At 67.2% G+C, this 24,674-nt stretch carries 18 protein-coding genes and 5 pseudogenes; 10 read left to right on the top strand and 13 right to left on the bottom strand.

Annotation, left to right across the window (positions count from 1 at the left end):
• Positions 1-69: 69 nt before the first annotated feature.
• Positions 70-2,572, bottom strand: a pseudogene (gene hrpB / locus ACZK2V_RS22280) (ATP-dependent helicase HrpB).
• Positions 2,573-2,639: 67 nt separating this feature from the next.
• On the opposite strand from hrpB, the pseudogene ACZK2V_RS22275 reads away from it, so the two are divergent.
• Positions 2,640-3,433 (top strand): annotated as a pseudogene (locus ACZK2V_RS22275) (TatD family hydrolase).
• A gap of 76 nt (positions 3,434-3,509) precedes the next feature.
• Here the strand turns inward: ACZK2V_RS22275 and ACZK2V_RS22270 are convergent.
• From ACZK2V_RS22270 to ACZK2V_RS22250, 5 genes are all read right to left on the bottom strand, one after another.
• Complete coding sequence (locus ACZK2V_RS22270; protein ID WP_486323354.1) at positions 3,510-4,340, bottom strand: Rossmann-fold NAD(P)-binding domain-containing protein; 831 nt, start codon at positions 4,338-4,340, stop codon at positions 3,510-3,512.
• Between the two features lie 50 nt (positions 4,341-4,390).
• A complete protein-coding gene (panE, locus tag ACZK2V_RS22265; protein WP_486322822.1) occupies positions 4,391-5,329 on the bottom strand; it encodes a 2-dehydropantoate 2-reductase in 939 nt (312 codons plus the stop codon).
• A 300-nt stretch (positions 5,330-5,629) separates the two neighbouring features.
• Positions 5,630-6,397 (bottom strand): hypothetical protein, encoded by a 768-nt coding sequence (locus ACZK2V_RS22260; RefSeq protein ID WP_486322821.1) that lies wholly within the window; start codon positions 6,395-6,397, stop codon positions 5,630-5,632.
• A 408-nt stretch (positions 6,398-6,805) separates the two neighbouring features.
• Positions 6,806-7,597: an ABC transporter permease gene (locus tag ACZK2V_RS22255; RefSeq protein WP_010482250.1), complete on the bottom strand. Its 792-nt coding sequence runs from the start codon at positions 7,595-7,597 to the stop codon at positions 6,806-6,808.
• A complete protein-coding gene (locus tag ACZK2V_RS22250; protein ID WP_049400895.1) occupies positions 7,594-8,562 on the bottom strand; it encodes an ABC transporter ATP-binding protein in 969 nt (322 codons plus the stop codon). Before ACZK2V_RS22250 ends, ACZK2V_RS22255 begins: the two co-directional genes overlap by 4 nt.
• An 84-nt stretch (positions 8,563-8,646) precedes the next feature.
• On the opposite strand from ACZK2V_RS22250, the gene ACZK2V_RS22245 reads away from it, so the two are divergent.
• Together ACZK2V_RS22245 and ACZK2V_RS22240 are read left to right on the top strand one after the other, a co-directional pair.
• Entirely contained in the window at positions 8,647-9,210 is a 564-nt protein-coding gene (locus ACZK2V_RS22245) for an FAD-binding oxidoreductase (protein ID WP_486322820.1), read from the top strand.
• 13 nt (positions 9,211-9,223) lie between these two features.
• Positions 9,224-9,397 (top strand): hypothetical protein, encoded by a 174-nt coding sequence (locus ACZK2V_RS22240; protein ID WP_486322819.1) that lies wholly within the window; start codon positions 9,224-9,226, stop codon positions 9,395-9,397.
• A 113-nt stretch (positions 9,398-9,510) separates the two neighbouring features.
• Here the strand turns inward: ACZK2V_RS22240 and ACZK2V_RS22235 are convergent, their stop codons facing one another.
• The 3 genes and pseudogenes from ACZK2V_RS22235 to ACZK2V_RS22225 all read right to left on the bottom strand — a co-directional run bounded on the left by ACZK2V_RS22235 (position 9,511) and on the right by ACZK2V_RS22225 (position 12,751).
• Positions 9,511-10,686: a lytic polysaccharide monooxygenase gene (locus ACZK2V_RS22235; RefSeq protein WP_486322818.1), complete on the bottom strand. Its 1,176-nt coding sequence runs from the start codon at positions 10,684-10,686 to the stop codon at positions 9,511-9,513.
• 178 nt (positions 10,687-10,864) lie between these two features.
• Positions 10,865-12,032 (bottom strand): annotated as a pseudogene (locus tag ACZK2V_RS22230) (lytic polysaccharide monooxygenase).
• A gap of 233 nt (positions 12,033-12,265) precedes the next feature.
• Positions 12,266-12,751, bottom strand: a complete 486-nt coding sequence (locus ACZK2V_RS22225; protein ID WP_189720217.1) for a DUF1203 domain-containing protein — start codon at positions 12,749-12,751, stop codon at positions 12,266-12,268.
• A 152-nt stretch (positions 12,752-12,903) separates the two neighbouring features.
• Here ACZK2V_RS22225 and ACZK2V_RS22220 point away from each other — a divergent pair, with 152 nt between their 5' ends.
• The 4 genes from ACZK2V_RS22220 to ACZK2V_RS22205 all read left to right on the top strand — a co-directional run bounded on the left by ACZK2V_RS22220 (position 12,904) and on the right by ACZK2V_RS22205 (position 17,625).
• Positions 12,904-14,106 (top strand): GGDEF domain-containing protein, encoded by a 1,203-nt coding sequence (locus ACZK2V_RS22220; protein WP_486323353.1) that lies wholly within the window; start codon positions 12,904-12,906, stop codon positions 14,104-14,106.
• A gap of 68 nt (positions 14,107-14,174) precedes the next feature.
• Positions 14,175-15,701 (top strand): alpha/beta hydrolase, encoded by a 1,527-nt coding sequence (locus tag ACZK2V_RS22215; protein ID WP_197615696.1) that lies wholly within the window; start codon positions 14,175-14,177, stop codon positions 15,699-15,701.
• The gene (locus ACZK2V_RS22210; protein WP_012512433.1) at positions 15,698-16,444 is read left to right on the top strand and encodes an ABC transporter ATP-binding protein; all 747 of its coding nucleotides are present in this window, start codon (positions 15,698-15,700) and stop codon (positions 16,442-16,444) included. Before ACZK2V_RS22215 ends, ACZK2V_RS22210 begins: the two co-directional genes overlap by 4 nt.
• Positions 16,441-17,625, top strand: a complete 1,185-nt coding sequence (locus ACZK2V_RS22205; RefSeq protein ID WP_032129134.1) for an ABC transporter permease — start codon at positions 16,441-16,443, stop codon at positions 17,623-17,625. Before ACZK2V_RS22210 ends, ACZK2V_RS22205 begins: the two co-directional genes overlap by 4 nt.
• Before the next feature lie 34 nt (positions 17,626-17,659).
• Here the strand turns inward: ACZK2V_RS22205 and ACZK2V_RS22200 are convergent.
• Positions 17,660-18,297, bottom strand: a pseudogene (locus tag ACZK2V_RS22200) (transposase).
• Positions 18,298-18,458: 161 nt separating this feature from the next.
• Positions 18,459-19,254 (bottom strand): annotated as a pseudogene (locus ACZK2V_RS22195) (AraC family transcriptional regulator).
• Positions 19,255-19,331: 77 nt separating this feature from the next.
• Between ACZK2V_RS22195 and ACZK2V_RS22190 the strand changes: the two are divergent.
• The gene (locus ACZK2V_RS22190; protein WP_049462828.1) at positions 19,332-19,586 is read left to right on the top strand and encodes a hypothetical protein; all 255 of its coding nucleotides are present in this window, start codon (positions 19,332-19,334) and stop codon (positions 19,584-19,586) included.
• A gap of 84 nt (positions 19,587-19,670) precedes the next feature.
• Here the strand turns inward: ACZK2V_RS22190 and ACZK2V_RS22185 are convergent, their stop codons facing one another.
• Together ACZK2V_RS22185 and ACZK2V_RS22180 are read right to left on the bottom strand one after the other, a co-directional pair.
• Complete coding sequence (locus ACZK2V_RS22185; RefSeq protein ID WP_486322817.1) at positions 19,671-20,672, bottom strand: energy transducer TonB; 1,002 nt, start codon at positions 20,670-20,672, stop codon at positions 19,671-19,673.
• Positions 20,673-20,873: 201 nt separating this feature from the next.
• Positions 20,874-21,503, bottom strand: coding sequence for a TIGR00645 family protein (locus ACZK2V_RS22180; RefSeq protein WP_032129129.1), 630 nt, complete (start codon positions 21,501-21,503; stop codon positions 20,874-20,876).
• 110 nt (positions 21,504-21,613) lie between these two features.
• Between ACZK2V_RS22180 and ACZK2V_RS22175 the strand changes: the two genes are divergently transcribed.
• Entirely contained in the window at positions 21,614-22,303 is a 690-nt protein-coding gene (locus tag ACZK2V_RS22175; RefSeq protein WP_486322816.1) for a glutathione binding-like protein, read from the top strand.
• Positions 22,304-22,447: 144 nt separating this feature from the next.
• Positions 22,448-24,673: a S9 family peptidase gene (locus tag ACZK2V_RS22170; RefSeq protein WP_486322815.1), complete on the top strand. Its 2,226-nt coding sequence runs from the start codon at positions 22,448-22,450 to the stop codon at positions 24,671-24,673.
• The last annotated feature ends 1 nt before the right edge of the window (position 24,674 follow it).

The following is a 24,674-nucleotide window of genomic DNA, read 5'->3' as shown; positions in this document are numbered from 1 at the left end:
AGGTCACACGTGGTGTGACTTTACCGCAGCCATTCAGGATCAGGCAGGGTCCGCAGCCGGCCCCACCGGTCAGGTCCCGCGCGGCTTGGCCCGATGGGTGGCCGTCGCCGTCCACGGGTCATCCGGCCACGGATGGCGCGGGTAGCGGCCCTTCATTTCCTTTTTCACTTCCGCGTAGGTGTTTTCCCAGAAATTGCGCAGGTCCTGGGTGACCTGCAGCGGGCGGCCACCGGGCGAGAGCAGGTGCAGGGTCAGCGGGACGCGGCCATCGGCGATGCGCGGCGTGTCGGCCAGGCCGAACAGTTCCTGCAGTTTCACCGCCAGCACCGGCGGCAGCGGTTCGCCGTTCTCGCTGTCCAACGCGTAGGTGATCGGCCGCTCCAGCCCGGACGGCACGGTGATGCGGGTGGGTGCATGCCGTTCAACCAGTTGCCGCTGCGACCACTCCAAGGGCGACTTCAGCGCTTCGCCGAAACTGGCCTCGTCCAGCGCATCCAGGCGGCTCTTGCCGGCGAACGCGGGCTGCAGCCAATGCGCGCGCGTGGCCAGCAGGGCGTCGTCGCTGCAGTCGGGCAGGTCCAGCTCCGGCATCCAGCGCCGCAGCGATTCCACCCGTGCCTGCCACTGGCGCAGGCCTTCGGTCCACGGCAGCGCCTGCAGGCCGAGTTCGGCCACGGCGTCGGTCAGCGCCTGTGCGGCGTGCTGCGGATCGACCCGGCCGGCCGAGCGGCTGTCCAGCACGATGCGGTCGAAACGGGTCTCGCGCAGTGCCACCAGGGCGCGACGCTCGCTGTCCCAGCGCACTACGTCCTCGGTCATGAAGCGCTCCGGCCACGCCTTGCGCAGCTGGCCCTCGTCCACCGGTGCGGCACGCAGCAGCAGCGCGTCGCGTGCCTCGAAGCGCAGTTCACTGGCTACCAGCCACGGCTCGCCACGCAGGTCGCTCAGCTCGTGCAGGCGTGCGCTGCGACCGTTGGCCAGCAGGTAGCGCAGCGGATCGCTGGGATGCTGGACACCGATGCGGTCGGGGAAGGCATGTGCGAGCAGGTCACCCAGCTCGTGCGCTTCGATGCTGGCCGGTGGTGCGGCCTCGCAGCGCAGGCGGCGACGCCACTGCTTGGCGGCGGCATCGATCGCGGCCAGGCCGCTGCGGTTGGCGTTGCCCGGTGCGCGGCCATTGCGGAATGCCGCCAGCGCACGCCAACGCGTGGCCAGCGCATCACCGCCCTGGCGCAACGGATCGCGCGCCTCCAGCAGGGCGGCCAGATCGGCGGCCAGCGCCTGTGCGCGCGCATCGGGCGCGGCCAGCAGCATCGCCGCCATCCGCGGATGCGTGCCCAGCGCCAGCACACGGCGGCCAAGTGCGGTGATCGCGCCGCTGCTGGACAGCGCGCCGAGCCGCTGCAGCAGTTCGCGGGCGGCACCCATCGGGCCGGCCGGTGGCGGATCGAGGAAGCGCAGGTCGCTGCTGCCCCAGGCGGCCAGTTCCAGCGCCAGTCCGGCCAGCTCGACCTGATCGATCTCGGCGCGGCGCTGCGGTTCCAGCCGCTGCGACTGCGGCCACAGCCGCCAGGCCACGCCTTCGGCAACGCGGCCGGCACGGCCTGCGCGCTGGTCGGCCGACGCTTGGGCGATGGCCACCACGTCCAGCCGGGTGAAGCCACTGTTGGGGTCGTAGCGCGGCTCGCGCGCCTGGCCGCTGTCGATCACCACGCGCACGCCCGGCAGCGTCACCGAGGACTCGGCCACGTTGGTGGCCAGCACCACACGCCGACGACCATCACTGGCCGCCTGCAGGACCCGCGCCTGCTGCTCCACCGGAAGTTCACCGTGCAGGGCCAGCACTTCGACGCCGGCATCCAGCGATTCCTGCAGCCCGGCCTGCACCCGCGCGATCTCGCGTTGGCCGGGCAGGAACACCAGCAGGTCACCGGGATGTTCAGCCAGGGCCTGCTGCACCGCGCGGCGAACCTGCAGTTCCAGCGCCTCATCGCGGCGCCGGGAAATGGCTGACCGTCACCGGGTAGCTGCGGCCTTCGCTGCTCAGCCGCGGCGCATCGAGGAAGCGTGCCAGCCGTTCGCCATCCAGCGTTGCCGACATCACCACCAGGCGCAGGTCATCGCGCAGCTGTGCCTGCACGTCCAGCGCCAGTGCCAGGCCGAGATCAGCGCTGAGGTGGCGTTCGTGGAATTCGTCGAACAGGATCGCACCGACCTCTTCCAGCATCGGGTCGTCCTGCAGCATGCGGGTGAGGATGCCTTCGGTGACGACTTCAATGCGGGTGCGTGCCGAAACCTTGTTCTCGAAGCGGATGCGGTAGCCGACCGTGCCGCCCACCTCTTCGCCCAGCTGCCGCGCCATGAACAGCGCGGCGCTGCGTGCGGCGACCCGGCGCGGTTCCAGCAGGATGATCTTCCGCCCCTGCAGCCACGGTGCATCGAGCAGCGCCAGTGGCACCTGGGTGGTCTTGCCGGCGCCGGGTGGGGCTTCCAGCACCAGCCTCGGCTGCGTGGCCAGGTGCTGCTGTATCTGCGGCAACAGCGGGGAAATCGGGAAGAGCGGGGCGTTCATGTGCAAAGGATAAAGGGCCATGGCAGCCGCAGGTACAATGCGCGGGCACTTTTCCCCCGCGATGACCATGCACCTGATCGATATCGGCGCCAACCTGACCCACGACTCCTTCGACCGCGACCGCGATGCCGTGCTGGACCGCGCGCCAGGCCGGCGTGGTGCAGATGGTCATCACCGGTGCCAGCCGCGAGCACTCGCCACTGGCCCTGCAGCTGGCGCAGCAGCACCCGGGCTTCCTGTATGCCACCGCCGGCGTGCACCCGCATCATGCGGTGGAGTACACCGAGGAATGCGACGCCGAGATGCGCGCTGCATGCCCACCCGGAAGTGGTGGCGGTTGGCGAGTGCGGGCTGGACTACTTCCGTGACTTCTCGCCGCGCCCGGCCCAGCACCGCGCGTTCGAGCGCCAGCTGCAGCTGGCCGCAGACAACGGCAAGCCGCTGTTCCTGCACCAGCGCGACGCGCATGCCGATTTCATGGCACAGATGAAGAACTTCGAGGGCCGCATCGGCCCGGCGGTGGTGCACTGCTTCACTGGTGAGCGTGACGAGCTGTTCGATTACCTGGACCAGGACTGGCACATCGGCATCACCGGCTGGCTGTGCGACGAACGCCGTGGCGCGCACCTGCGCGAGCTGGTGAAGAACATCCCGGCCAACCGCCTGATGATCGAGACCGACGCACCGTACCTGCTGCCGCGCACGCTGAAGCCGATGCCGAAGGACCGCCGCAACGAACCGATGTTCCTCTCGCACATCGTGGAAGAACTGGCGCGTGACCGTGGCGAAGACGTGGCGGTGACCGCCGCGAATGCAACTGCCGCGACGCGTGCGTTCTTCCGCCTGCCGGACGCGGGTTGATCAGGTAGTGCCGGCCGCTGGCCGGCAGCAGCATGAACGCCGCAAACATCGCGCGGTTGCCGGCCAGCGGCCGGCACTACCGGAGCAGGTCGCGCAGGCCCTCACGGTAGCTGGGGAAGCGCGGCTCCCAGCCCAGCGCCTCACGCGTACCGGTGCTGTCGATGCGCTTGTTGCTCTCGTAGAAGCGCCGCAGTGTCGGGCTCAGCGCCGGATCGTCCCAGGGCATGGCAGGTGGCATCGCAAACCCGCCCAGCTGCGCGGCGAAGGCCAGTACCTGCTGCGGCGGTGCCGGCTCGTCGTCGGCTGGCAGATACAGCCCATCCACGCACGGCCGCTGCATCGATGCGATAACGACCGTTGCCAGGTCATCCACGTGCAGGCGGTTGAACACCAGCCCAGGACGCACTACGTGGCGTGCGCGGCCCTGTGACAACTGCAGCAGCGCATTGCGTCCCGGCCCGTACAGGCCGGGCAGGCGGAACACCGCCGAGGCGATACCGCGCTGCTCCGCCAGCGCACGCCACTGGTCCTCGGCGCGTCTGCGTTGCATGCCGGTCGTTTCAGTAGCATCGGCCACGCTGGTTTCGTTGATCCAGCCGCCGGCCCGATCGGCATAGACCGACGTGGATGACAGATAGCCCACCCAGTGAAGTGCTGGACTTTCCTGCAGTGCCGGCAGCAGCAGACGCAGTGCCGGGTCACCCTCGGCATCGGGCGGCACGCTGCACAGCACGGCCTCGGCCTGCGCGATCTCATCGAGCAGGGCGGGCGACGGTGGTATGTCAGCTCGCAGCTGATGGCGCGGTAGGCCATCGTGCGGTGCCGACGCCGGGTCGCGCACCGTGCCGGCCACGTGTATGCCCAACGCCCGCAGATGCGTAGCCAGCACGCACCCGCTCCAGCCCATGCCGAGGATCAGCACCCGCGCCGGCAGCGCGTTGGTCTGCAACGCGGCGCTCACGCGCTGCGCAGCGCCTGGTAGGCCTGCAGGCTGCTGTAGGCGACCTGCAGCAGCAGGGCTTCCTGGTCGGCCTTGCGCGCGCGCGCCAGCATGTCGCCGACGATCTGTTCTGCCTCCACCTGCTGGCCGGCTTCCAGATCGCGCAGCATCGAAGCCTTCAACGCAGAGCCGGTCTGGGTCAGGGTGCCGCGTGCGGTGTCCTGCGCAGCATCGGGAATCGGCTCACCGGCAGCTTCGGCCACGGCCAGGCATTCGTCGTACAGGCCGCGCACGATCGCCTCGCCATCATCGGTGGCGACGATGGTGCCGATATCCGCGCGAAGCAGGCAGGTAGCAGCGGCCAGCGCGGTCAGGAAGGTGTACTTGATCCACTGTTCCTGGCCGATGTGTTCGCTCGCCAGGTGATCAAGATGGGCCTGCGCGCAGGCAGCGGCGAAGGCACGCACGCGTGCGGACGCCGCGCCGCCATCGCGCTCGCCGAAGGTGAGCTTGGCCGGCTTGCCCAGGTGCAGCACCGCACCGTCGGGGGCCTTGGTGGCGCTGATGAAGCACAGGCCGCCGAGCACGGCGTCGCGGCCGAAGCGCAGGTCCAGCGCGTTGTAGTGGTGCAGGCCGTTGAGGATCGGCAGCACGGTGGTGTTCGCGCCCACGGCCGGAGCAATGGCGTCGATCGAGCTGTCGAGGTCGTAGGCCTTGCAGCTGAGGATGACCAGATCGAACGGCTTCTGCGCGGCCAATGCCGGGAGCGCATCGGCGGTGACGTGCTGCACCGGGAAGCTGGCATCGCCGAGCGGACTGCGGATGACCAGGCCGTCGCGGTCCAGCTGGGCGGCGCGTGCGGGGCGCACGAGGAAGGTCACATCCACGCCGGCCTGGGCCAGGCGACCACCGAAGTAACCGCCGGTACCGCCGGCGCCGAGGATCAGGATGCGCATTGCACGTTCACCGTTTTCTGGGGAATCAGGAGTGCGATTGTGCCGGAGATTTCGGCCAACGGCGGAGCCCCTCGTGGTGGTTCGCGGAATGCACTGTTCACTGGGGTTGGCCGGGCGGGTAGGCCGCGCAGGGGACGCTGCAAGTACATCCATGTAAGCTCGGTCGCCGCATCCATGCGGCTCACGCCCCTGCGCAACCTACCCGCCCGGCCACGGACATGTTCCGGGTGCGGCCACCACGGAAGACAGATCAAGAGCGGAAGCGGGTCGCTCGCTGCGCTCGCTCGTGTAGAGCGGTGCTCAGGGTAGTTGTTCGCTGAAGTCTTCGGTGTAGCCCAATAGCAGTGTGGTGCGGTTGGCCAGCGTTGCAGCCAGTTGTGACCACGTGTCGTGCGTTCCGGCCGCGTAGATGTGCTGCAGGTCCGCGACCAACGCGCTCGCCTCTGCAGGCGACGGTGCGCGGTCGCGCTGGAAACCGAGCCACGATGCGCCGAGTCCGAACAGACGGTAGTCGTAGCGCTCCTGCAGATGCCGGATCAGGGCGTGGTTCTGGAAGATGTCCCAGTCCGCGCTGAAGTAGCCGTTGGGCAGGGCGGCGATCAGCAGGTCATCACGGGTCAAGGGTACCTGCTGCACGCAGACCACGTCATCGATGATGAGATCCGGCTTCGCATTGGCAGCGACCAGCGCCTCGATGTCCTCGTCGCTGCACATCAACGTACCCGCCAGCGCTGTCCACTGCAGCCGATGCGTGGAATGCTCAAGCTGCGCGACGACGTGCGCCAGCAACCGCCCGCGTGCCGCCAACGCATCTTCCGGCGTCGCCGGGTCTTCGTCCTCGTACAGCGCGATGCGCTCGTCGTCGGACGCGTGCATGCTGGTGTAGCGGCACTGGCCGACATCGTCGAGCGTGCACAGATAACGATGAAGGGGATCAGCCACATGCAGCGAGGCCAGGCAATCCAGCACCTCATCCAGCATGGGCGAATCGCTCAGCAGGACATGGCTGAACGCATCGATCGGACCATCCGACACGGCCTTGTCCAACGCAATGGAAGTGATCTTCATCGCTACAGCCTAGCCGTAATCCGAAACGAAAAGAGCCAAGCATCGGCCTTACCGTGAACGCTCCATCCACGCATGGCGTGGATCTACCGTGTCGACCAAGGTCGGCACCCACCAACAGCAGCGGAAACTGTCGAAGGCGGGGTGGGTCCGGTTGCGGGGGCGTGAGCCGCATGGGCCCGAGGCATGCCTCGGGCGGGTTGGGCAGGACGCCCAACCCCGGTCTTGCCGTGTGCGCAGGACTGCGCACACGAGCAAGCGGCGACCGAGCTTACATGGACGTACTTGCAGCGTCCCCCGCAACCGGACCCACCCCGCCATCCCACGGATCGTCAGCTTTTGCCGTTGAAGTTGAAGTTGACGTTGACGTTGATTCGGCGGGTGCAGGGCCGCAGGCCCTGCAGGCAACCCTCAGCTACGCATGCCCACGCCACGGCGCAGCAACCACAGCGCCAGCGCCGTCAGCACCACCACGAATCCGATCATCAGTCCGTAGGCCACCGGCAGCGGCACATCACTGCTGCCCAGCAGGCCATAGCGGAATGCATTGACCATGTAGAAGATCGGATTCGCGTGCGTGGCGGCCTCGGCCCAGCCCGGCAGCAGCTTCACCGAATAGAACACGCCACCCAGGTAGGTCAGCGGGGTCAGGATGAAGGTCGGCACGATCGCCACGTCATCGAACTTCTTCGCATACACCGCGTTGATGAAACCGGCCAGCGAGAAGATCGTCGCACCCAGGATCACCGTGGTCAGCATCACCAGCGGGTGCGGGATGCGCACCGGGGTGAAGAACATCGCGATGATCAGCACGATCACGCCCACCATCAGGCCGCGCAGCACGGCGCCGGCCACGTAGCCCCACAGGATCACCCAGTTCGGCATCGGGCTGACCAGCAGCTCTTCCACGTGGCGGCCGAACTTGGCGCCGAAGAACGAGGAGCTGATGTTGCCGTAACTGTTCTGGATCACGCTCATCATCACCAGTCCCGGCACGATGAACTGCATGTAGGTGTAGCCGCCCATGTCACCCACGCGCGACCCGATCAGGTTGCCGAAGATCAGGAAGTACAGGGTCATGGTGATCGCCGGCGGCACCAGGGTCTGGCCCCAGATGCGCATGATGCGGGCGACTTCGCGGCGCACGATGGTCATCAGTGCGACGCGGTTGCGCTGGCCGTCGGTCAGCTCGGTGGTGCTCATGCAGGCTTCTCCAGGTTGCCGGTGAGGCGCACGAACAGCTCCTCCAGGCGGTTGCTCTTGGTACGCATCGAACGCACACGGATACCGGACTCGTTGAGCGTGGCAAACACGCGGTTGAGGTCCATTGCGCGCGGCATGTCGATGTCCAGCGTGTGCGGGTCCGGTGCGGTCAGCGTCGCGCCCTCGATCACCGGCAGCTGCGCCGGCAGGTCACCGTCGATGTCCAGCAGGAAGCCTTCCACGTCCAGCTTGGCCAGCAGGGTGCGCATCGGCCCCTGCTCGACGATCTGGCCATGATTGATGATCGCCAGGTGGCGGCACAGGTACTCGGCTTCTTCCAGGTAGTGCGTGGTGAGGATGATCGTGGTGCCGGCGGCGTTGATCTCCTTCAGCACGCGCCACATGTCGCGGCGGATCTCGATGTCCACGCCGGCGGTCGGCTCGTCCAGGATCAGCAGGCGCGGGCGGGTCATCATCGCGCGGGCGATCATCAGCCGGCGCTTCATGCCACCGGACAGCGTACGGCTCATCACCTGTGCCTTTTCCCACAGGTGCGCCCGCTTCAGTTCCTCTTCGGCACGCTGCTCGGCTTCCTCGCGCGGCACGCCATAGAAACCGGCGTAGTTCACCAGGATGTCGAAGGGCTTTTCGAACAGGTTGAAGTTGATTTCCTGCGGCACCAGTCCGATCAGGCGCATGGTGGCGCTGCGGTTGCGCACCAGGTCGCTGCCGAACACTTCCACCTGGCCCTCGCTGAGGTTGACCAGGGAGCTGATGATGCCGATCAGGGTGGACTTGCCGGCACCGTTGGGGCCGAGCAGGGCGAAGAAGTCGCCCGGGGCCACTTCCAGGGAAACCCCCTTCAGGGCCTGGGTGCCGTTGTCATAGGTCTTGCGCAGGTCGCGCACGCGCAGGGCGGGCGCCGTATCGTTCTGGGATGCCAAGCTCGAAGCCTTCGCGCCCATGGGCTGGCGCTGGAGAGGGGCGGGGAGGGGCTATTATAGAAGACCCCGAGGGCTTGCCCCGGCTACACACTGTCCCGAAAAGTCGTGCCTGTTCAATTCCCCCTCAAGCTGGTCGGCTGCCGCATGCTGGCCCCGACCGTCGGCCACTACCAGTTCGTGCGTGACGATGGACAGCCGCTGGATTTCCAGCCCGGCCAGTTCATCCAGGTCCATTTCAGCTACGCCGACGGCACCGAAACCAAGCGCAGCTACTCGCTGGCGACCATCCACGACCACGCGCTGGGCCCGGGCGAGGCGGTGGATATCGCGGTCAGTTTCGTACCCGGCGGCGCCGCCACGGCCCTGTTCGAGGTGCTGGAGCAGGGCGGCCAGATCAGTGCGTCCGGCCCCTATGGCCGGTTCTGCCTGAATCCCGGTGATCACAACGCCCGCTACCTGCTGATCGCCACCGGTACTGGCGTTACCCCGTATCGCTCGATGCTGCCGCTGCTGGAAATGGCCATGGCCGAGCGCGGCGTGCAGATCGTGCTGCTGCAGGGGCGCGCGCAGCCCGGGCGAGCTGCTGTACAGCGAAGATTTCTACAGCTTCGCCGAAAAACACCCGAACTTCCGCTATGTTCCATGCCTGTCGCGCGAACTGCCGGCTGATCCGCACCCGGACGTGCAGCACGGCTACGTCCAGCAGGCGCTGGCCGGCTTCACCCCGGACCCGGCCACCGACATCGCCTACCTGTGCGGCAACCCGGACATGGTCGATGCCTGTGCCGAACTGCTGAAGGCCGCTGGCCTGGGCAACCCGCAGATCCGCCGCGAGAAGTACGTCAGCAGCAAGTAAGCCAGGGTAGTGCCGGCCGTTGGCCGGCAATCGCATGGACCCTGGTAGTGCCGGCCGCTGGCCGGCAACCCCATGAACCGGAGGCGGCATCACGCCGCCCCCGGTGTCCTGTCTCAGTACGCGATCCAGGCGTCGCGCCAGGCGAAACCGGTGCCCGGACGATAGGCATCGGCATTGATGTTGCACCAGGCGCCTTCCGGGAACGGGCGGCAGGCATACAGCTTGCCGTCAGTGCCCTTCACCACGGTCTCGCCCGGCTTGTAGTTGCCGAGGCCGGCCGGGTACACGAAGTCGAAGTCGCCGCCCGGCGGATCGACCGGATCGATCGGGCCCGGCCCCGGCACCTGGGTTTCCAGCTGGAAGCGGTTGCCCGGCTTCAGGTACACGCGGTTGTCGGTGGCCGAGGCAACCGGCGTGATCACGCCGTTCTTCATCACACCCACGCGCGCGTGCTGTGCGCTGGCGTTGACCTTGCGGGCCAGGGCCAGCGGCCACTGCGTCGGGCTGGTCTGGCCAGCGCCCAGTTTGGTTTCCACGCGCTCCAGGTCGTTGCCGTTGGCATTGAACACACGCAGGGTCACGGTGCTGTCCACGTCCAGTGCGCCATTGGCGGTCACCGCGCCGGCATCCTGCCACTGCGGCGGCGGAACCACGCCACCGCCACCTTCGAAGCGCACGTCCATGCAGGTGTAGAAGGCTTCCTGCGAATCCGAGCGCTGCCAGGTGTTGTAGATGATGTGCTGGCCAGTGCGCTTGGGCAGCGGGCAGTCCAGCTTGTAGACACCGCCTTCGGACAGCGGCACGTTGCCCAGGGTGCAGAATTCCTGCAGGTCGGCCCAGCGCAGCGGGCTGCCCGGCTGCCAACCGTCACGGGTGACGTAGAACTTCCACTCGCGGGTGGCGTGCGGCGCCGGCGCCAGGAATTCGAAGGTGTAGCGGCCACGCGAATCGGCGCGCATCGGCGTGGTCGGCCAGTCGCTGCGATTCAGATCGAGGCCGCGGTACTTCGGGATGCTGGCGCTGCACAGCTCGCCATCGCGCACCAGGTCGCGGTGGTTGCCATTGGCGTTGCCGTGGGCGATCGCGCTCCAGTCATAGAACGGCTGCGCGCCGCCGATGGCCTTGGCCGCGGCACAGGCCGGGTTGGTCGGGTTTTCCGGATTGCCTTCGTGGCACTGCTTCACGCGGCTGAGCGGCTTGGACATGGTGCCGTGGGCGAGGGCGCTGCCGGACAGAGCCAGGCCGGCAACGACGGACAGAGCGAGGACTGCCCGGTGGGACAGATGCATGCAGGAACTCCTTTGCGAAGTGTGGGAAACCTCGCGCAGTCTTCACATGCAGGGCCGTCGGCAACATCGGACAAGTTTGAAATCGATGGCGGCTGTGTTCGATCTGCAACACGGTGCTCTCTGTGCCGCCATCCGGGCGAAAGGCGGTGCACTGTGCACCGCCTCCCGCATCACTGCCTCAGTACGCGATCCACGCATCGCGCCATGCTGCACCCACGCCCGGCCGGTAGGCTTCGGCGTTGACGTTGCACCATGCACCTTCCGGGAACGGGCGGCAGGCATACAGCTTGCCGTCGCCGCCCTTCACCACGGTCTGGCCCGGCACGTAGCTGCCGATACCGGCGGGATACACGTGGTCAAAATCACCGCCCGGTGATGGCGTGCCGGGGTCGGGCACCTGGGTATCGAGCTGGAAGCGGTTGCCATCCTTCAGGTACACGCGGTTGGCGGTGGCCGAGGCCGTCGGTGTGATCACGCCATTGCTGAGCACGCCCACGCGTGCGTGCTGGGCGCTGGTATTGACCTTGCGGGCCAGCGCCAACGGCCACTGCGCGGCCGCAGTCTGGCCACTGGCCAGGGTCGCTTCCACGCGTTCGACATCATTGCCGTTGGCGTTGAACACGCGCAACGCCAGGGTGGTGCCGACCGGCAGCTCGCCGCGCGGTGACCGGGCCGGCATCCTGCCATTGCGGTGCCGGTGTGGTACCTCCGCCGCCCTGGAAGCGCACGTCCATGCAGGTGTAGAACGCCTCGGTCGAATCCGAGCGCTGCCAGGTGTTGTAGATCACATGCTGGCCGGTGCGCTGCGGCAACGTGCACTGCAGCTTGTAGGTGCCATCGGCCGACAGCGGCGTATTGCCCAGCGTGCAGAACTCCTGCAGGTCGGCCCAGCGCAGTGGGCTACCCGGCTGCCAGCCTTCGCGGGTGACGAAGAAGCGCCAGTCACGGGTGGCATGTGGTGCGGTCGCTTTGAACACGAAGGTGAACTTGCCATTGGCATCGGCCTGGATCGGCGTGGTCTGCCAGTCACTGCGGTTCACATCCAGCCCGCGGAAGGTCGGGTTGTTGCCGCTGCACAGCTTGCCATCAGGCACCACGGCCTGATGGTTGCCGTTGGCGTTGGCCTGGTTGATGCCGTTCCAGTCGTAGAACGCCTGCGAGCCGCCAGTCGCTTTTGCAGCGGCACAGGCCGGGTTGGTCGGGTTCTCGGGATTGCCCTGGAAGCAGGCATAGACACGGCTGACCGGCGTGGTCATCGTGCCGTGGGCGAACGCGCTGCCGGCCAGGCACAGGCCCGCAGCGGCGAACGAGGTAGCCAGCAACAGCGGTGTCGATCGGAATGACATGGCGCATCCTTGTGGTCGTCGAAAGGGAGCGGTGACCGCAGGAGCTGCGCTGCGCGGCGGACTTCCGGCGGCACCACGGCGAGTATCGAGTCGCGATGCAGGCTGAGGAACCACGGAAGCGCCGATCCGTGACTGTGGGTGTGAAGCCCTTCCCGCAGGCTTCACGCGGGACTGAACGGATGCGCTGGTGATCACGTGTTCGGCGTGGCATCGATCACGTCGTGGAGATCCTGCTACGTCGACGCCATACCCACTCGATCCGCCTGGCATGAGAAGCAACCGTGGGCCGCGTTGTGCAGCTGCACGAAGGCCACGGCAGGGTCGGCAAACAGCGCGTCCAGCCGGGCGGCAACATCAGTGCCCGCGCTGATCTCTGCGGCCAGCATCAATGCAGCCTGGTCATAGGCGCGCAACGAGATCGTACGGCGCTGTACATAGGCGGGTACCTCGCCCGGCGGCAGCACGCAGCGCGTTACGCCACGCCGCACGAAGATCGGGCCCGAGGCGTGATAGGGCGAGTGCAGCGGCAGGTGCACATGGGACAACAGCAGCAGCTCGCTGCCGCTGGGCGGATCGCTCAGGCCGATCCGGCAGGGGTGTCCTCCTGTTTCGCCGGCCCAGCGACGCTGGATGCCCAGCGCAGCCAGCGCGGTGTCACTCTTCTCGAACAGGTGCTGGAAGGGGCGGTGGTCGAGGCCACCGAGGTACCACGCATGCATGGGCGTCTCCTTGGTTTTCCCCGGATTCTGCGCACGCACCGGCCGTCATGCTCGCCGTTTTCAGACCCGGCATCGCCATCGGGCCAGGCCGTGCCACGGGGATCGCACCGCAAGGCGCTAAGATGCGCGCCGCCCCGGCCGATGAGCGCCGCATGTCCCTGGATTTCCCCACCATCACCGTGCTTGGCTTCCTGCTCTGCATCGGCATCGCCGTGGGGTTCTCATTGCTGCTTGTGGTGCTGCGCGGGCAACCGGTGCTGCGCCTGTGGACCGCCAGCCTGTGGCTGCTGACCCTGGGCGTGACCCTGCTTGCGCTGCGCCCCTACCTGCCGTTGGTGCCGGTCATACTGGCCGGGAATGCGGCGATGGCCGGCTGCGCGGTGCTGATGCTGCGCGGCGTGGCGCTGCATCTGGAACAGCCGCTGCCGCTGTGGCGGCCGTTGTTGATGGCAGCCGCGTTCATGGCCTGCATCTTCGCCTTCCTGGTGCTCTGGCCGGACCTGGGCGTGCGCCTGCAGGTGTTCAGTGTGTTCACGCTGCTGGTCGATGGCTGGATCGCATGGCTGCTGCTGCGGCATGCCCCCGTGCAGCAGCGCACCAGCTGCCGTCTGGCGGCGGCGGTGTTCCTGGCCGAGGCGGCACTGTACGCGGTGCGCCTGTTCCTGCCGGTGGCGCCCGATGCCGGTGAGGACATCATGCGCACCGGCACGCCGATGTTCGTCACCTACATTGCCGGGGTGATGCTGGAGCTGGCGCGATGTTTCGCGATGGTGCTGCTGCTGGTCGAGCGCATGCTGGTCGATCTGTGGCGTGCGGCACGCACCGATGGCCTGACCGGGCTGCTCAACCGCAGCGCGGTGCTGGCCGATGGCCAGGCGCAGTTGCAGCGGCTGCGTCGGCAGGGCCGGCCGCTGGCCCTGTTGCTGGTCGACGTCGATCACTTCAAGCAGATCAACGACCGCTGGGGCCACTTGGCCGGTGACCAGGTACTGCGTCACTTCGCTGCGCTGCTGCAGCATGGTTTGCAGGGCCACGACACGCTGCTGGGCCGCTACGGTGGCGAGGAGTTCGTGCTGGTGCTGGCCGGCAGCACGCAGGGTGAAGCGATGGCGTGGGCCGCCGCGATCCGTACCGCTCTGCAGCAGAAGCCGGCGCGGCTGGGTACCGGGCCGGTGACGGTCACCGCCAGCATCGGCCTGGCCATGGACGACGGCCATGGCGACCTGTCCACGCTGCTGGCAGCGGCGGATGCGGCGCTGTACCGGGCCAAGGCCGCAGGCCGCGACCGCCTGGCCTGCGCCACGCCCGCGGAGATTTCGCGTCTGCCCATCGCCGACGACGCCGTGCCCGTGTAAGTTGAGTCACATCTTCCGCGGCAGCCCGTCGTGGTTGCCAGGAACGTCCTCCAGGGGAAACGAGCACGATGCAAAGACACCACCTCGCGTTGGCCGCAGCGTTGGCCAGCCTGATGCTTGCCGGTTGCAGCCAGTCACCGTCACCCGGCGCCGAAAGCGCCAGCGATGCACCCAGCCGCCGTTTCGGCACGATCGACTTCCAGCCCTGCACGTTGTCCACCGAAGGCGCCAGCGCCAACGTGGAAGCGCAGTGCGCCACCCTGCAGGTGCCGGAAGACCGGGCCCAGCCCGATGGCCGACGCATTGGCCTGCGCATCGCCTGGCTGGAATCGGGCAGCAGCGGCTCCAGCCAGCCCGATCCGGTGTTCTTCCTGGCCGGTGGCCCCGGCCAGGCGGCCAGCGAAGTGGCGGTCATCGTCGATACCGCGCTGCGCCAGGTGCGCAAGCAGCGCGACATCTTCCTTGTCGACCAGCGGGGTACCGGCGGCTCCAACCCGCTCAGCTGCCTCGGCGCGGACGGCAAGGACCTGCAGATGGACGAGGACGCCGCTCCCACCGAGGCGTCGCTGCGCGACTACGCGCAGCGCTGCGCGGCCTCGCTGCAGGGGCGTGCCGATGCCCGCTTCTACACGACCACCGAAGCCATCGCCGACCTGGATGCGGTACGCCAGGCCTTGGGCGTGGACCGGATCAACCTGGTCGGCGGCTCCTACGGTACCCGCGTGGCCCAGCGCTATGCCGGTGCCTATCCGCAGCACACCCGCAGCATCGTCATCGATGGCGTAGTGCCCAATGAACTGGTGGTGGGCGGTGACTTCGCCACGACGTTCGAGGATGCGATCGCCCTGCAGTCGGCGCAGTGCCGCAAGGATGCCGCCTGCAGCAAACGCTTCCCGACCGACACCCGCGCGCAGCTGCGCAGCGTGGTCGAGACCCTGCGCCGTGCGCCGGTCTCGGTGGAGTATCGCGACCCCGGCACCAACCAGACCCGGCAGGATGTGCTGAGTCCGGACAGCGTGATCGGCCTGGCGTTCGCCTTCTCCTATGTGCCGCAGTATTCCTCGCTGCTGCCGCTGGTGCTCGATGAAGCCGCGCACGGCCGCTATGCACCGCTGGCGTCGCTGGCACGCGGTGCGAACCGCAGCATGGATTTCCAGATCAACCGAGGCATGCAGTGGTCGGTGATCTGCAGCGAGGATGCGCCGCGCTACAAGGCGCCGGCCGAGGACCCGGAGCGACTGTTCGGCAACGACGTGGCCAGCGCCTTCTTCGCGGCCTGCCCGGTATGGCCGCACCAGCCGGCGCCAGCGGCCAATGCCGTGCCGCTGCGCAGTGACGTACCGGCGCTGCTGCTGTCCGGTGAACTCGACCCGGTGACACCCCCGCGCTATGCCGAGCAGGTCCTCAAGGGCCTGCCGAATGGCCGTGCGCTGGTCGCCCGCGGCCAGGGCCACGGCACGCTGAGTGCCGGCTGCATGCCGCGCCTGCTCGGCCAGTTCATCGACAAGACCGATGCCAAGGCGCTGGATGCCGGTTGCCTGGACACGCTGAGCTACGTGCCGGCGTTCACCTCGTTCAACGGATGGGAACCATGATCGTCGCCGACAACCTGCACAAGGCTTTCGACACCCGCACCGGCCGCATCCAGGCGGTCTCCAACGTCGGCTTCCGCGCCGAGGACGGCCGCATCACTGGCCTGCTGGGCCCCAATGGTGCCGGCAAGACCACCACCATGCGCATGCTGTACACGCTGATGACCCCGGACCAGGGCAGCATCAGCGTCGATGGTGTCGATGCCGCACGCAATCCGGTGGAAGTACGCCGCCACCTTGGCGTGCTGCCCGATGCGCGTGGCGTCTACAAGCGCCTGACCGCGCGCGAGAACATCGCCTACTTCGGCGAGCTGCATGGCCTGTCGGCCGAGCGCATCCGCGAACGCATCGAAGTGCTGTCGCATGCCCTGGACATGGGTGACATCCTCGACCGCCAGACCGATGGCTTCTCGCAGGGCCAGCGCACCAAGACCGCGATCGCCCGCGCGCTGGTGCACGACCCGCGCAACGTGATTCTCGACGAACCGACCAACGGCCTGGACGTGATGACCACGCGCGCGCTGCGGCGATTCCTGCTGGGCCTGCGCGAAGAGGGCCGCTGCGTGATCCTGTCCAGCCACATCATGCAGGAGGTGGCCGCGCTGTGCGATCACATCGTGATCATCGCCAAGGGCACGGTGATGGCGGCCGGCAGCGCCGATGAACTGCGTGCGCAGGCCGGCGAATCCAACCTGGAAGACGCGTTCGTGAAACTGATCGGCAGCGAAGAGGGCCTGCACGCATGAGCATGATGTCGACCCTGATGACGGTGATGCGCAAGGAACTGCGCGACCTTTCCCGTGATCGCCGCACGCTGCTGCTGACCCTGCTGTTCGGGCCGCTGCTGTACCCGGTGCTGCTGCTGGGCATGGGCAAGCTGGCCGAGAGCCGGGTACGTACCCAGATCGAACAACCGCTGCAGATTCCGACCATCGGTGCGGACAACGCCCCCAATCTGGTGCGTTTCCTCGCCGCGCAGGGGCTGAACACCGCACCTGCACCGAAGGACCTGGCCGAGGCCATCCGCAGCCAGGACATCGACGTGGCGCTGCGCATCAGCGATGACTTCGGCAAGGACTGGGCCGATGGCAAGCCGGCGCTGGTGGAGGTGATCAAGGACAGTACGCGCCGTGCCGCTGAAGTGCCCAGCGCACGTCTGGAGGCGGCACTGGCCACCTACAACGGCCAGGTCGGCGCGCTGCGGCTGATGGCACGTGGCATCGATGCGCAGGTAGCGCGGCCGCTGGACGTGGCACGCCAGGACCTGGCCAGTGCCGAAGCCAAGCGCGGCATGATCCTGTCGATGCTGCTGCCGGTGCTGCTCACGCTGACCTCATTCATCGGCGGCGCCTATCTGGTGATGGATGCCACCGCCGGCGAGCGCGAGCGGCAGTCACTGGAACCGCTGCTGGCCACGCCCGGCTCGCGCAGCGCGATCGTCAGCGGCAAGATCGCGGCTGCCTGCGTGGTCGGGTTCGTATCGCTGCTGTTGACCCTGGTGGCGTTCAAGGTGAGCGCACAGATCGCGCCCGGCAACATCGGCCGCCAGTTCAACATGAACGTCGGTTCGATGCTGCAGATGCTGCTGGTGATGTTGCCGATGCTGATGATCGGCACCTCGCTGCTGACCTTCCTGTCGGCCGCGGCCAAGAGCATGAAGGAAGCGCAGAGCCACATGACCTGGCTGATGCTGCTGCCGATGATGCCCGGCTACGCGCTGGTGGCCTATCCGCTGAAGAGCGAGCTGTGGCAGTACGCCGTGCCGTTCCTGTCGCAGAACCAGATGCTGTTGAAGGTGATCCGCCACGAGACCATCACGCCGTCGGTCTGGGCCATCTATCTCGGTGCCAGCCTCGGCCTGGCCGCACTGCTGTGGTTCGCCGCCGTGCGCCGTTACCACAACGAGCGCCTGGCGATCTCGGGCTGACTGCAAAAAGGGGACGGAGGGGATTAAGTCGTTTTTAACCCTCCGCCCCCTTCTTCTGAGGGCGCCCCCGCTTGCGCAGCACCACGGGGCGGCCCAGTGTCTGTTCCACCATCCGCAGGTAAGCTGCATTTCCCAACGGATGCTGCCCGGCACTGTGGCGCGTATTGCCGGCAGGTCGGCGGACGCGTTCACGTCCCGCAGGAACTGCGCATAGAGCGTCGTCCGCTGTCGCTTGGTCGAGGCCAGTGCCTGAAAGGCGGGGTGTTCTGTCAGCATCGGATCATCGCGGCGTTGCAGGTTTCCATGCACGCTCGACCATGGGTGATCTTCCGGGGCGCCTGTCATGCCTGCACGAACCGGATTGAGTTCGATGTAGCGATAAACGTTGAGCAGATAGGCGTCGCTGTCCACCATCGAAGAATGGAAGCGGCCCTGCCAGAGTGGTCCGCTGCGCTCATGCCGCTGATTGAACGCCTGGACATAGTTGTTACCCTGCATCCGCATCGCGTTGGCCAAGCCGGCCTGAGTGGAGGGTGTGGCCAATAGATGGACGTGATTGCCCATCAATACGTAGGCATGCAGCGCGACCTGATGTTTCAGGAAGGCACTGTGCAAAAGGTGCAGAAACAGCTGGCGGTCGATATCGTCAACGAAGATCGCCCCCTTGTTCACACCGCGCTGGGTTACGTGATACGGCTGTTCGGCCAACATCAGGCGTGCTTGTCGAGGCATGGCAGTTCAGGGGTTTCAAGGAATCATCAGCCTGCCGCCTCCGTGACCGCGAAGGGCATCAGGCGATGCCGCGAGTTGATGTGGGGGAGGGCAGAAGCGACTTAATCCCCTCCGTCCCCTTTTCCATACCGCGCAGGCGTCACCCCCATCTCGCGCTTGAACACGGCGATGAAGGCACTGGGTGTGTCGTAGCCCATCGACAGCGCGACGCTGATCACCGGCTCGCCGGACAGCAGGCGTGGCAGTGCCAGCAGCACCCGCAGGCGTTGCCGCCACTGGCTTGGCGACAGGCCGGTCTCGGCCAACCAATGGCGGGCGAGGCTGCGGCTGGACAGACCACTGCTGGCGGCCCAGTCCTCGATGCTGCGGTTGTCGTGCGGTGCGCGCCAGTGCGGCGGCAAGCTTCTGCAGTCGCCGGTCACGCGGTTGTGGCAGGGCAAGCGGCAGAGGCTTGCTGGCGGCAATCTCATCGGCGATCACACCGGCCAGTCGTGCCTGTGTGGCATCCAGTGGAACATGCGGCCACTGCAGCGCCCGAATCACCGCGGCCTGCAGCAGCGGCCCCGGCTGGAAGATGCGAGGGGCTGCAGGCAGGTCGGTGCAGGCCTGCGCGCTGAAGTACAGGCTCCAGCCGTCGAACGCACTGGTACTGGCCAGTGCGTGGGGCAGCGAAGGCGGTATCCAGGCGACATGACCCGCCGGCAGCAGCCAGTGCAGGTCGCCCACCTCGATCCGCAGCAGGCCCTGATGTGCACCCAGCAGCTGCCCGCGGGCGTGCTGGTGGCGTGCCGTGCGGCGCGGACCCGGCAGGCGCAGCTGCGCCCCCAGCAACGCAGGCCCGTCGGCGGCATTGGCCAGTGCCGGGTCAATCAATGCGGTGGTTGTCTGATCTGCCATATCGATTGGCAGTTATACGGCAGAAACGTCGCGTCCGGGCCCCGACACTGGAGTCCACTTCAACGGAGCGCTTCCCCATGCAGCCACAGGACATTCTTCCGGACCATCAGAACGAGGTGCAGGTAAATGGCCTCACCGTGCGCAAGGGCAGCGTCGGTGCCTTCCTGGCCAGCGTCCGTGCCTGGCAGGATCCCACCAGCGATGATGCCACCCGCGCCACTGCCGAAGCCGACCTGCGTGCGTTGCTGCCCGGCCTGCATGCGCTAGGCCTGTTCCAGGTGCTGGCTGCGCGCGATCCGGCGTTGCAGCGCCTGATTGATGGCGCGGCCTGAAACGGACAAGGCCCGGACGGACCGGGCCTTGGCGTCATGGAGGTGGCAGAAACGACTTAATCCCCTCCGTCCCCTTTTTTGCGGTCAGCCGCCCGGTGCGAATACCAGGGTGCGGCGGGTGGTGACCGGCGCGTTGACCGGCTCGAAGCGCCAGCGCTTGACCGCGTTCAGGGCTTCGCGGTCGAAGGTCCGTCCCGACGTCGCGCGCAGCACGCGGGCGCTGACCACTGAGCCGTCGGTACCGACGGTGATCTCCACCAGCACTTCGCCCGACGTTCCCGAACGCAGTGCCTCGGCCGGATAGCGCGGCGCCGGCGTGCTGACCGGGCGGAGGGTGGGAGCTGCCGCGGCGGCTGCCTGGCGTGCGGCGCTGGCCTGTTGGGCGGCGGCCTGCTGCTGTTTCTGTTCGGCATCGCGACGGGCCGCGGCCTGGCGCTCGGCCTCCTGGCGCTCGTTGTCGCGGCGTGCGGCATCCTGCTGCGCGGCAATCTGCTTGGCCGCATCGGCTTCCTTGGCGCGCTGCTCGGTCAGGCGCTGCTGTTCGGCCTGCTGCTTGGTCCGGTCTTCGGCGTCCTTCCTGGCCTTCTCGGCTTCGGTCTCGCTGCGCTTGGCCGCATTTTCCACGCCCTTGGCCAGGCCTTCCTTCAGGCGCGGCAGGGCGGGAGCGGAGGCGTCCACCTTCTCGATCAGTGCCACCAGGCGCTGCGCCTCGGTGTAGTCCTCGCGGCCCAGGTGCTGCTCGGCGGCGATCAGGGTGTAGGGCAGCAGGTCGGTCAGCGCGCTCTTCACCGACGCGTCGTCCGGTGTCTTGTCGCGCAGGGCGAGGTAGTACTCGATGGCGTTGTCGCCGGCCGGCGCGTACATGCGGTTCTCGCGCAGTGCCTGGCTGGCCGATTCACGCAGCTGTTCGGTGCCCATGGACTGCACCTTGGCGGCGACCACCGGTGCGGCCGGTGCAGCGGCGGCGGGTGCGGCGGCCGGGGCCGGTGCTGCAGATTCTTCCTTTCCCGAGCAGGCGGCCAGCGCCAGTGCCAAAGCAACCGGCAGCCACCGGCGCGCGGCGGTGATCGTTGAGACGTGCGACATCCTGCTCCCCTCTAGAAGACGACGTGACGTAAATCATTGATACGCATGGCCGGGACCTGTGGTCCGGGCGCGGAACGATGACGTTTCCCGACGCCACCGCCGGCAACGGCGAGGGTGCAATCTAGCATCCCGGCCACCGCCGCGTACAAGGGGCAGGGGCCGGGATGGGGCAGCGGCGAAGGACCGCTGCCGGTTGCCGCATCAGTGGTCGTGCGACTTGCTGTGGCTGTTGGACATCAGCTTGTCGGTCCAGGCAATACCGATCGCCGACAGGATGAACACGCAGTGGATGATGGTCTGCCACAGCACGCCTTCCTGGGTCATGGTCGTGCAGGTATCGACACCGGCGTTGTAGAAGCTGGTCGAAGCCGACGACACTGCTGCTGCCCATTGTTCCGGCTTGCACAGCGGCAGTCCCTTCAGCGCGCTGGTGGCGATGAAGGTCTTCAGCAGGTGGATCGAGGAGATGCCGATGATCGCCATTGCCAGCTTCACCTTCAGCACGCTGGCGTTGACGTGGCTCAGCCATTCCGGCTGGTCCGGGTGGCCTTCCAGGCGCAGGCGCGAGACGAAGGTCTCGTAGCCACCGACGATCACCATCACCAGCAGGTTGGAGATCATCACCACGTCGATCAGGCCCAGCACGATCAGCATGATCTGCTGTTCGCCCATCGAGACCGAGTGGGACAGCAGGTGCCACAGTTCCTTGCCGAACAGGAACACGTAGACGCACTGGGCAAGGATCAGGCCCAGGTACAGCGGCAGCTGCAGCCAGCGCGAGGCGAAGATCAGCGAGGACAACGGGGACAGGGGGCGAGGACTGTGGCTCATGCAGGACAGTGCGTTTCGGGGGAGCCGCGAGGTTACCGGCCCCTCGTGACGGTGCCAACCCAACTCTCGCACTAGACTTCAGGTTCCTTTCCGCACCCCGAGCCGCCGCCATGATCGACCTGTATTACTGGCCCACCCCGAACGGCCACAAAGTGACCCTGCTACTGGAAGAAGCCGGCCTGGAGTACCGCATCCATCCGGTCAACATCGGCTCGGGCGACCAGTTCAAGCCGGAATTCCTTGCGATCTCGCCCAACAACAAGATGCCTGCGATTGTCGACCACGCCCCGGCCGATGGCGGCGCCCCGCAGAGCGTGTTCGAGTCCGGCGCCATCCTGCTGTACCTGGCCGAGAAGACCGGCCAGTTCCTGCCCAGCGACCCGCGCGGCCGCGTCACCACTCTGGAGTGGCTGTTCTGGCAGATGGCCGGCCTGGGCCCGATGAGCGGCCAGATGGGCCACTTCAATGTGTATGCGCCGGAGAAGATCCCGTATGCGATCGAGCGCTACGACAACGAAGTGCGCCGCCTGCACAGGGTGATGGACAAGCGACTGGCCCAGCACGCCTTCCTGGCTGGCGACGCGTACACCATCGCCGACATGGCCAGCTACCCGTGGATCGGCGCCTACGACAAGCTGCCGGTGGATTTCGCCGCGTTCCCGAACCTCAAGCGCTGGCACGAAGCGATTGCTGCACGCCCGGCCACCCAGCGCGCCTATGCCTTGCGCCAGCAGGTGAACCCCAACGCCGGCAAGCCGCTCAGCGACGAAGAGCGCAAGCACCTGTTCGGCCAGCGTTGACCCGGAACGGTGGGTGCCGACCGTTGGTCGGCACGCCTCATGGGCAGAAGGTCATGCTGCCTTCCCGCACCGGCTTGGTTAGGATGGAGGCTGACCGCCCCGCGTCCATCGCGGTGGCGGACCTGCCGTTTGCCGGGATCCTCCATGCGCCACCTGTTCGCTTCGCTCGCCCTCATGCTCGCCACCAGTACCGCCGCCCACGCTGAAAAGCTGACCCTGGAAGCCATCACCGGCCCGCTGCCGCTTTCCGGCCCGACCCTGATGAAGCCGAAGGTCGCCCCCGATGGTTCGCAGGTCAGCTTCCTGCGCGGCAAGGACAGCGACCGCAACCAGCTGGACCTGTGGACCTATGACATCGGCAGCGGCCAGACCCGCCTGCTGGTGGATTCCAAGGTGGTGCTGCCCGGCACCGAGACCCTCAGCGATGAGGAAAAGGCCCGCCGCGAGCGCCAGCGCATCGCCGCGATGACCGGTATCGTCGATTACCAGTGGTCGCCGGACGCGCAGCGCCTGCTGTTCCCGTTGGGCGGTAAGCTGTACCTGTACGACCTCAAGCAGCAGGGCCAGGCCGCAGTGCGCCAGCTGACCCACGGTGAAGGATTCGCCACCGACGCCAAGCTGTCGCCCAAGGGCGGTTTCGTCAGCTTCATCCGCGGCCGCAACCTGTGGGTGATCGACCTGGCCAGCGGCAAGCAGCTGCAGCTCACCCGCGACGGCAGCACCACCATCGGCAACGGCGTGGCCGAGTTCGTCGCCGACGAGGAAATGGACCGCCACACCGGCTACTGGTGGGCGCCGGATGATTCGGCCATCGCCTTCGCGCGCATCGATGAAGCACCGGTGCCGGTGCAGAAGCGCTACGAGGTCTACGCCGACCGCACCGACGTGATCGAGCAGCGTTACCCGGCCGCGGGCGACGCCAACGTGCGCGTGCAGCTGGGCGTGATCGCACCGGCCGCCGATGCGCAGCCGCGCTGGGTCGACCTCGGCAAGGAACAGGACATCTATCTGGCCCGCGTCGATTGGCGCGATGCGCAGCACCTGAGCTTCCAGCGCCAGTCGCGCGACCAGAAGCAGCTGGACCTGGTGGAAGTGGCGCTCGATTCCAATCGCCAGCGCGTGCTCGCCCACGAGACCAGCCCGACCTGGGTGCCGTTGCACAACAGCCTGCGTTTCCTCGATGACGGCAGCGTGCTGTGGTCGTCCGAGCGCACCGGTTTCCAGCATCTGTACCGTATCGACAGCAAGGGCAAGGCCACCGCGTTGACCCACGGTAACTGGCCGGTGGACGAACTGCTGGCGGTCGATGAGAAGGCTGGCAAGGCCTACTTCCGCGCCGGCATCGAGACCTCGCGCGAAAGCCAGATCTACGCGGTGTCGCTGCAGGGCGGTGAGCCGCAGCGCCTGTCGAAGGCACCGGGCATGCACAGCGCCAGCTTCGCCCGCAATGCCAGCGTCTATGTCGACAGCTGGTCCAACAGCACCACGCCGCCGCAGATCGAACTGTTCCGCGCCAATGGCGAGAAGATCGCCACCCTGCTCGAGAACGATCTGGCGGACCCGAAGCATCCGTATGCGCGTTACCGCGATGCACAGCGCCCGATCGAGTTCGGCACGCTGACCGCGGCCGACGGCAAGACCCCGCTCAACTACAGCCTGATCAAGCCGGCCGGCTTCGATCCGTCCAAGCGTTACCCGGTGGCGGTGTACGTCTACGGTGGCCCGGCCAGCCAGACCGTCACCGACAGCTGGCCCGGTCGTGGCGACCACCTGTTCAACCAGTACCTGGCCCAGCAGGGCTACGTGGTGTTCTCGCTGGACAACCGCGGCACCCCGCGACGTGGCCGTGACTTCGGTGGCGCGTTGTACGGCAAGCAGGGCACGGTGGAAGTGACCGACCAGCTGCGCGGCGTGACCTGGCTGAAGCAGCAATCGTGGGTGGACCCGGCGCGCATCGGCGTGCAGGGCTGGTCCAACGGTGGCTACATGACCCTGATGTTGCTGGCCAAGGCCTCGAACCAGTACGCCTGTGGCGTGGCCGGTGCGCCGGTGACCGATTGGGGCCTGTACGACAGCCACTACACCGAACGCTACATGGACCTGCCGGCGCGCAACGAAGCGGGTTACCGCGAAGCGCGCGTGCTGACCCATATCGACGGCCTGCGTTCGCCGCTGCTGCTGATCCACGGCATGGCCGACGACAACGTCTTGTTCACCAATTCGACCAGCCTGATGAGCGCGTTGCAGAAGCGTGCACAGCCGTTCGAGCTGATGACCTACCCGGGTGCCAAGCATGGCCTGTCCGGCGCCGATGCCCTGCATCGCTACCGCGTGGCCGAAGCCTTCCTGGGACGCTGCCTGAAACCCTGAT

This window comes from Stenotrophomonas sp. 93052_Sma (assembly GCF_056481145.1).
Note: the sequence above shows the minus strand (reverse complement) of the source record. Positions and strands in the feature narration are given on the sequence as shown.